The following is a 6,022-nucleotide window of genomic DNA, read 5'->3' on the forward strand; positions in this document are numbered from 1 at the left end:
CAATTGATCTTAATACTTTTTGTATTAATCATTTAAGTAATTACAAATAAGGAACACTACTATTTAAATGGCATTAAGTAGGTTTATATGGGTAGTTTAATGTTGGTTGATAATGTATTGTCGAATCCTGTCAATAATCTTAAATCATTATTAAAAATCCAACAATTGTCCTGAAGCCTCACTAAGAATTATAAGGTATCGAGTGTACTTCGTATTTATAATCTAAAGTTTACTCCTGCGATAAAAGATTCTTCTGAAATATTTGTGGCTCTTAGAGGTATTCTATTATGATCGCTATGATTTGATTTGACTCAGTTCTTCATCGATTGTTATATGGCTGATGATGCACATTTCTTACTAGAATCTACGAGTTCAAAATGAATCTTAATATTTGCAATATTTTTCCAGGTTGCATATTTGAATAGTACAAATCCGATTACCATTCCCGATGTATTTAACAATACATCATCAACATCTGCAACGCCTCTTCCAGTAAGGTATTGTATTGATTCTATAATACTTATCGCTACAAGAAAGAATAAAGCGATGGATGCAAAACGATTAAATTTTTTAATGGATAATCCTAACCATCCAAATGGACTGAAGAGAAATATATTGACAATAAAAGCTTGATGATCAATATTGCTATAATTAAAAAAACGCTGAATGGTAATGAAGGGTTGATGCTGAATATACGAAATTTCTGAAGGTTCTCTGCCAGAAGCATAAAACATCATATATAATAAAACGATTGTGTATAAGGCAATAAATACTGCAAAATATCTTTTCATAGGTTTCCTTTTTGGGATTAGTGATTAAAAAGAAGTTGAAGTGCTTATTAGTTTTATATTCTTTAATAACAAAAAATCTAACCTTTCTATTATGTTATTAAGATTGTTTATAATTCATTAGGACTATTTAACATGACTCTGTTTCGAGATGATTATAATTTTACAAAAATGTAATAGATCTCATCTACAATTTTTCTCACTCTAACAGTCAAATAAATTCTTACTATTTCAAAACTTTTTATAAATTTTTGTAAATCTGATTCTAATATTACCAATTATAAAATTCACGAGTACACAACTTAAAAAAATTATTACTAGAAGATAATAACACAGACTTAGAAATTTCATTTATTTAATAATATTTTGGAAAGTCTTCTTGCATATTTTTCCCCTTCTAAAATAATTTGAAATCAAAACAAAAAGTCCCAACACTATAACTGCAGGGACTTATTATCAACTTCACTTAATTGTCAGAAATCGTAATTAAAAGATACTTTCTATCCTGATCTTCCTTAACTTCAATTTTTTTGATGATTTCACTATAAATAATTGTTTCAGTGTCATTAAAAATATAATGCTGGATACTTACCGGCGTGGATAATTTTAAATCATGTTGCTTGTTTAGGGCTTGCAAAGAAAGAATATCTGGAGTGCCAAAATCTTTGCTTAATTTTATTTCTGTAAGCCCATTTTCAGATAAGAAACTGAATTTTTTTAAATGTTGAGGTAAATTTTCTTTTTTATAAAATATTTTGTTTACAACTTTACTTCCATATGCGTCAAACATAGTAGTCGTTCCTACTGAATTATTACAAATAACAAATGGTACCTTTTTATCACTTTGCGAATACAGTAGTGATGAAGCACAGATTAGAAAGCCGTATAGTTTTTTTTTCATGATGCACTTATATTTGATATTGTTAAATAATTTTACTATCTGTTTTTAACTAAGATCCACCCTGAGAATCGCACTGGTATTTTGTTTTTAGTTTCTTTCCAAGTAATACTGAACCAGTAATTTCCGGTCGATACTTTTTTTGTCTTATTGATGGTTCCGTCCCATTTATAACCAGTGTCTTTATTTCCTTCAAAAATTTGAACTCCATATCTGTCAAAAATCCCTAACACTAAATCAGATTTATTTGCAAGCGCAGAATAATCTAATAGATCATTTATTCCGTCACCATTTGGTGTAATTACATTCACTAGATTTGGAATTGTAATAGTAACCTGAATTGGAGCACAGTTAAATCTATCTTTAACATATACTGTAGTTTCACCCCTTGGAACGGTAAATACATTAGAATTTTGCCAGTTAATATTATCTGTCGAGTAACTGTATGGAGCTGTTCCGCCAAGAACTGATACAGTAATTCCATTGTTTGTTATCTCAATATTTGAAATAACAGGCTGCTGCGTAGCATAGACATTTACTGTTTGCCTTGTGACGCAATCTCCTGTCTTCAGATCAACCCAATATGTACCTACATTTACGTCAGAAATTATTTGTGTAGTTGCTCCAGTGCTCCAAATATAACCGCTGAAGCCCGGACCTGCATCCAGAGTTGTTCTGTTTTCGATACAGATTTCTTGATCAACTAAAACTGTAGATTTTACCGGCTGAAAAACAATCAAAGTAATGATTGCCACTCTATAACATCCGTTTGCATTACTTACTCTCACATAAACAATACCATTTGGAGCAATATAATTTGTAGGAGCAAGAATTTCATTAGTTTGGTTGTTAGCATCTGTCAATGAAGGGTAATATTTTTTAATAGCACCAAGTTGGCTAGTAACATTGGCACCTGTTAGATCAAATTCTCCCATGTTAGTATTGCTCTGGAGAAAACATATTCTTAAAGTAGCATCATTTACGACCGGTCTTTCAGCTACTGTCAATGTAAGAGTAATTTCTTCGCAATCTACAAACTCGGGGTCATTTCCACAGAATTTGTAAGTAATGATATCCGTTCCCGTAAATCCAGTATTTGGAACATAACCGATTACTCCTGTTGTAGTATCAATAATAGCTGTTCCGTTCGTAGGAGGCGTTATGATCTGAACGGTACTTGGAACAAAAGTCTGCGTCGAAGAGGTAAATGCCGGAACAATATTTAAATAACCTTCACATACGGTTTTAACAGCTGTAGATTTCTTAAGACAAGTAAAAACTTTGTATGGAGGAGTTGTGGCCGGTGGGCAAGATCCTACTGTAATTTTTACTGTATAATTTCCGGGCTGCAAAGGAGTAAATGAGTTGCTGTTTGCTCCGGTTATCGGAATATCATTTCTAAACCACTGATACGTATCGTAACTGTCATCAACTTCCAGAACTAGACCAGGGATACATTCTCCTGTTCTTCTTGCAATAAGTGGGATAGAAGAAAAACCTGCAAAATAACCTCCGTATCCTACCAGACTGGAAAAGACGGTCAAATTGACCACCTAATTTCGGAGTAAATTGACCACTGATTTCGGAGCAAAGTGACCACCACTTTTCGGTTTAAAATGACCACCTGTTATTTGGGTTATATTTGAGATAAAAACGACTTGATTTTTTCATGATGTTAGCGTCATACATTCGTTAAAAAAAGCGGATTATGGCAAATAAAATAACAGACACTTGATTTTTTCATGATGTTAGCGTCATACATTCGTTAAAAAAAGCGGATTATGGCAAATAAAATAACAGACATGAGTAAAATTAGAAAAGTCATAAAATTCTACAGCAATGGAAAGAGCAAGTTATTTATAAGCAGCTATTTATCCCTTTCCAGAAATACCGTAAAAAAATACATTTCATTATATGAGATCCTGGGCTTGAGCCTTGATACGATCAATACCAAGACAGACGCCGAGCTGGAACTTTTGTTTTCCAATAACACGGTTCAGTCCATCAATCCTAAACTCCAGTCCCTGTACGATTTTTTTCCAAAGATGGAACGTGAGCTCAAAAAGGTAGGGATCACTATACATCATATGTGGGAGCAGTATCTAGTACTGCATCCTGATGGTTTTCAGAGTTCACAGTTCCGTTATCATTATAAGGTCTGGGGCAAACGTGTGAACCCGGTGATGCATATGAATCACAAATCCGGTGATAAGATGTATGTCGATTATGCAGGAAAGACACTCTCCATTATTAATAAGGAAAGCGGGGAGCTTAAAGAAGTTCAGTTTTTTGTAGCTATTCTGGGAGCAAGCCAGTACACGTATGCTGAAGCTTCTATGAGCCAGCAGAAGGAAGATTTTGTACGATCTGTAGAAAATGCCATCCGCTTTTTTGAAGGCACACCGGCAGCGATCGTTCCTGATAATTTAAAATCCGCAGTGATCAAAAGCAGCCGTTTTGAACCCACCATCAATGAGACCCTGGCCGATCTRGCCGAACATTATGAAACGACCATCYTGCCTGCCAGGGCTTACAAACCGAGGTATAAATCTTTGGTAGAGGGCGCGGTCAAGATCCTGTACAGAAGGATCTACGCCAACCTTCAACAGGGATCTTACGGTCTGGATGAACTAAATAGTGAGATCTGGGATCTGTTGGACTCTCATAACAAACGCAAGCTCACAGGACGTCCTTACTCCCGCTACGAGCTGTTCTTAGAGGACGAGAAGCAGCAGCTGCGCCCACTGCCTGAGCGTCGTTTTGAGATCAGGTACCAATCCTTTGCAACAGTGATGCAGAACGGGCACGTACAGTTGAGCCAGGATAAGAACTACTATAGTGTTCCTTACCAGTATATCAAGAAGAAGATCAAGATCCTATACACATCTTCCACCGTGGAGATCTACTATAAATACAACAGGATCGCAATGCACAGACGCAATTACAAGCCTTATGTCTACACAACCATTACAGAACATTTAGCCAGCACCCACCAGTTCGTTGCCGGATGGAGTGCTGCCCGCTTTATCGATTGGGCGGGCAGTATTGATACTGCAGTGGGAGAATATATCCTCCAAATTATCGACAGTCGGAATCATCCCGAGCAGGCTTACAAAAGCTGCCTGGGAATCCTGAACTTCGAAAAAAAAGTAGGAAGAGAACGATTGATTGGTGCCTGTAAACGGGCATTGGATTTTAAGATCTACAGCTTTAAGACCGTACAGAAGATATTGGAGAACAATCTGGATCAGATGATCGATCCGGAAAAAGATGCCTGTAAACGGGCATTGGATTTTAAGATCTACAGCTTTAAGACCGTACAGAAGATATTGGAGAACAATCTGGATCAGATGATCGATCCGGAAAAAGAAGAAAAGGAGCAGGAACTGCCTGATCACGGYAACATCAGAGGAAAACAATAYTATCATTAAATACCAACAGTTATGAACGAACCGACAGTGAGCAAAATGAAGCAAATGAAGCTTTACGGCATGCACAATGCCTTTAAGACCGCTATTGARAGCGGAAGGACAGACCATTATACCCTCGACCAGTTTRTATCGATGCTYRTCGATGCCGAATGGGATGAGAGGCACAACAGGCGCATAGAGCGAAGCATTAAAAATGCYAAGTTCCATTACAAGTCCAGTATTGAAAGTGTCAACTTCGATGACACCCGCAATCTCGACCGTAATCTGGTAATGCGTCTTGCAGGATGTGAGTTCGTAGAGAAAAATGAGAANTCCAGTATTGAAAGTGTCAACTTCGATGACACCCGCAATCTCGACCGTAATCTGGTAATGCGTCTTGCAGGATGTGAGTTCGTAGAGAAAAATGAGAACATCCTGATCACAGGAAGTAMAGGTGTGGGTAAAAGTTACCTGGGAACTGCGTTGGGTTATCAAGCCTGTATCGAAGGCTTCAAGGTCAACTATTTTAATACTTCCAAGCTGTTTGCCAAATTAAAAATGGCAAAAGCAGACGGGTCATACCTGCGCRAACTAGCAAAAATACAAAGACAGGATGTGATCATCCTTGATGATTTTGGTCTTCAGGCTTTGGACAGTGCCAACAGGATAACTCTTCTGGAGATCATTGAAGACCGTCACAACAACGGATCCATCATTGTAACATCACAGATCCCGGTGCAGGGCTGGTATGACATTATTGGTGAAAAGACCATTGCTGATGCTATTCTGGACAGACTTATCCATCAGTCTCACCGCCTGGAACTCCAAGGGGAATCTATGAGAAAAAAGAGAGGAGTTAACAGGGAGTAATTATTTATTATATTTGAATACTAATTGACACATGAAAAACAAGAGTTTTTATCAAA

General features: G+C 36.8%; 5 protein-coding genes and 1 pseudogene. 3 read left to right on the top strand and 3 right to left on the bottom strand.

Features of this window, described 5'->3' with window-relative positions; all coding sequences use genetic code 11:
• Nucleotides 1-329: 329 nt before the first annotated feature.
• The 3 genes from ASG22_RS05580 to ASG22_RS21300 form a co-directional block, all read right to left on the bottom strand.
• Nucleotides 330-791 (bottom strand): VanZ family protein, encoded by a 462-nt coding sequence (locus tag ASG22_RS05580; RefSeq protein WP_055981827.1) that lies wholly within the window; start codon nt 789-791, stop codon nt 330-332.
• 463 nt (nt 792-1,254) lie between these two features.
• On the bottom strand, nt 1,255-1,689 hold the full coding sequence (locus tag ASG22_RS05585) for a hypothetical protein (protein ID WP_131726150.1): 435 nt from the start codon (nt 1,687-1,689) through the stop codon (nt 1,255-1,257).
• A 35-nt stretch (nt 1,690-1,724) separates the two neighbouring features.
• The gene (locus ASG22_RS21300; RefSeq protein ID WP_055981831.1) at nt 1,725-3,239 is read right to left on the bottom strand and encodes a gliding motility-associated C-terminal domain-containing protein; all 1,515 of its coding nucleotides are present in this window, start codon (nt 3,237-3,239) and stop codon (nt 1,725-1,727) included.
• A 228-nt stretch (nt 3,240-3,467) separates the two neighbouring features.
• Between ASG22_RS21300 and istA the strand changes: the two genes are divergently transcribed.
• The 3 genes and pseudogenes from istA to istB all read left to right on the top strand — a co-directional run.
• Entirely contained in the window at nt 3,468-5,117 is a 1,650-nt protein-coding gene (gene istA, locus ASG22_RS05595; RefSeq protein ID WP_055981832.1) for an IS21 family transposase, read from the top strand.
• Between the two features lie 45 nt (nt 5,118-5,162).
• Nucleotides 5,163-5,428: ATP-binding protein (locus ASG22_RS21305; RefSeq protein ID WP_262483943.1), on the top strand; the 266-nt coding region annotated here is incomplete at its 3' end.
• Between the two features lies 1 nt (nt 5,429).
• Nucleotides 5,430-5,966: pseudogene (gene istB / locus ASG22_RS21310) on the top strand (IS21-like element helper ATPase IstB); the annotation flags it as partial.
• Nucleotides 5,967-6,022: the final 56 nt, after the last annotated feature.

The sequence above is a fragment of the Chryseobacterium sp. Leaf405 genome (assembly GCF_001425355.1).
Classification (GTDB): Bacteria; Bacteroidota; Bacteroidia; order Flavobacteriales; family Weeksellaceae; genus Chryseobacterium.

Bases quoted from the DNA above. Each gene is read 5' to 3' on its own strand.
- ASG22_RS05580 (WP_055981827.1), bottom strand. From the start codon at position 791: ATGAAAAGATATTTTGCAGTATTTATTGCCTTATACACAATCGTTTTA.
- ASG22_RS05585 (WP_131726150.1), bottom strand. From the start codon at position 1,689: ATGAAAAAAAAACTATACGGCTTTCTAATCTGTGCTTCATCACTACTG.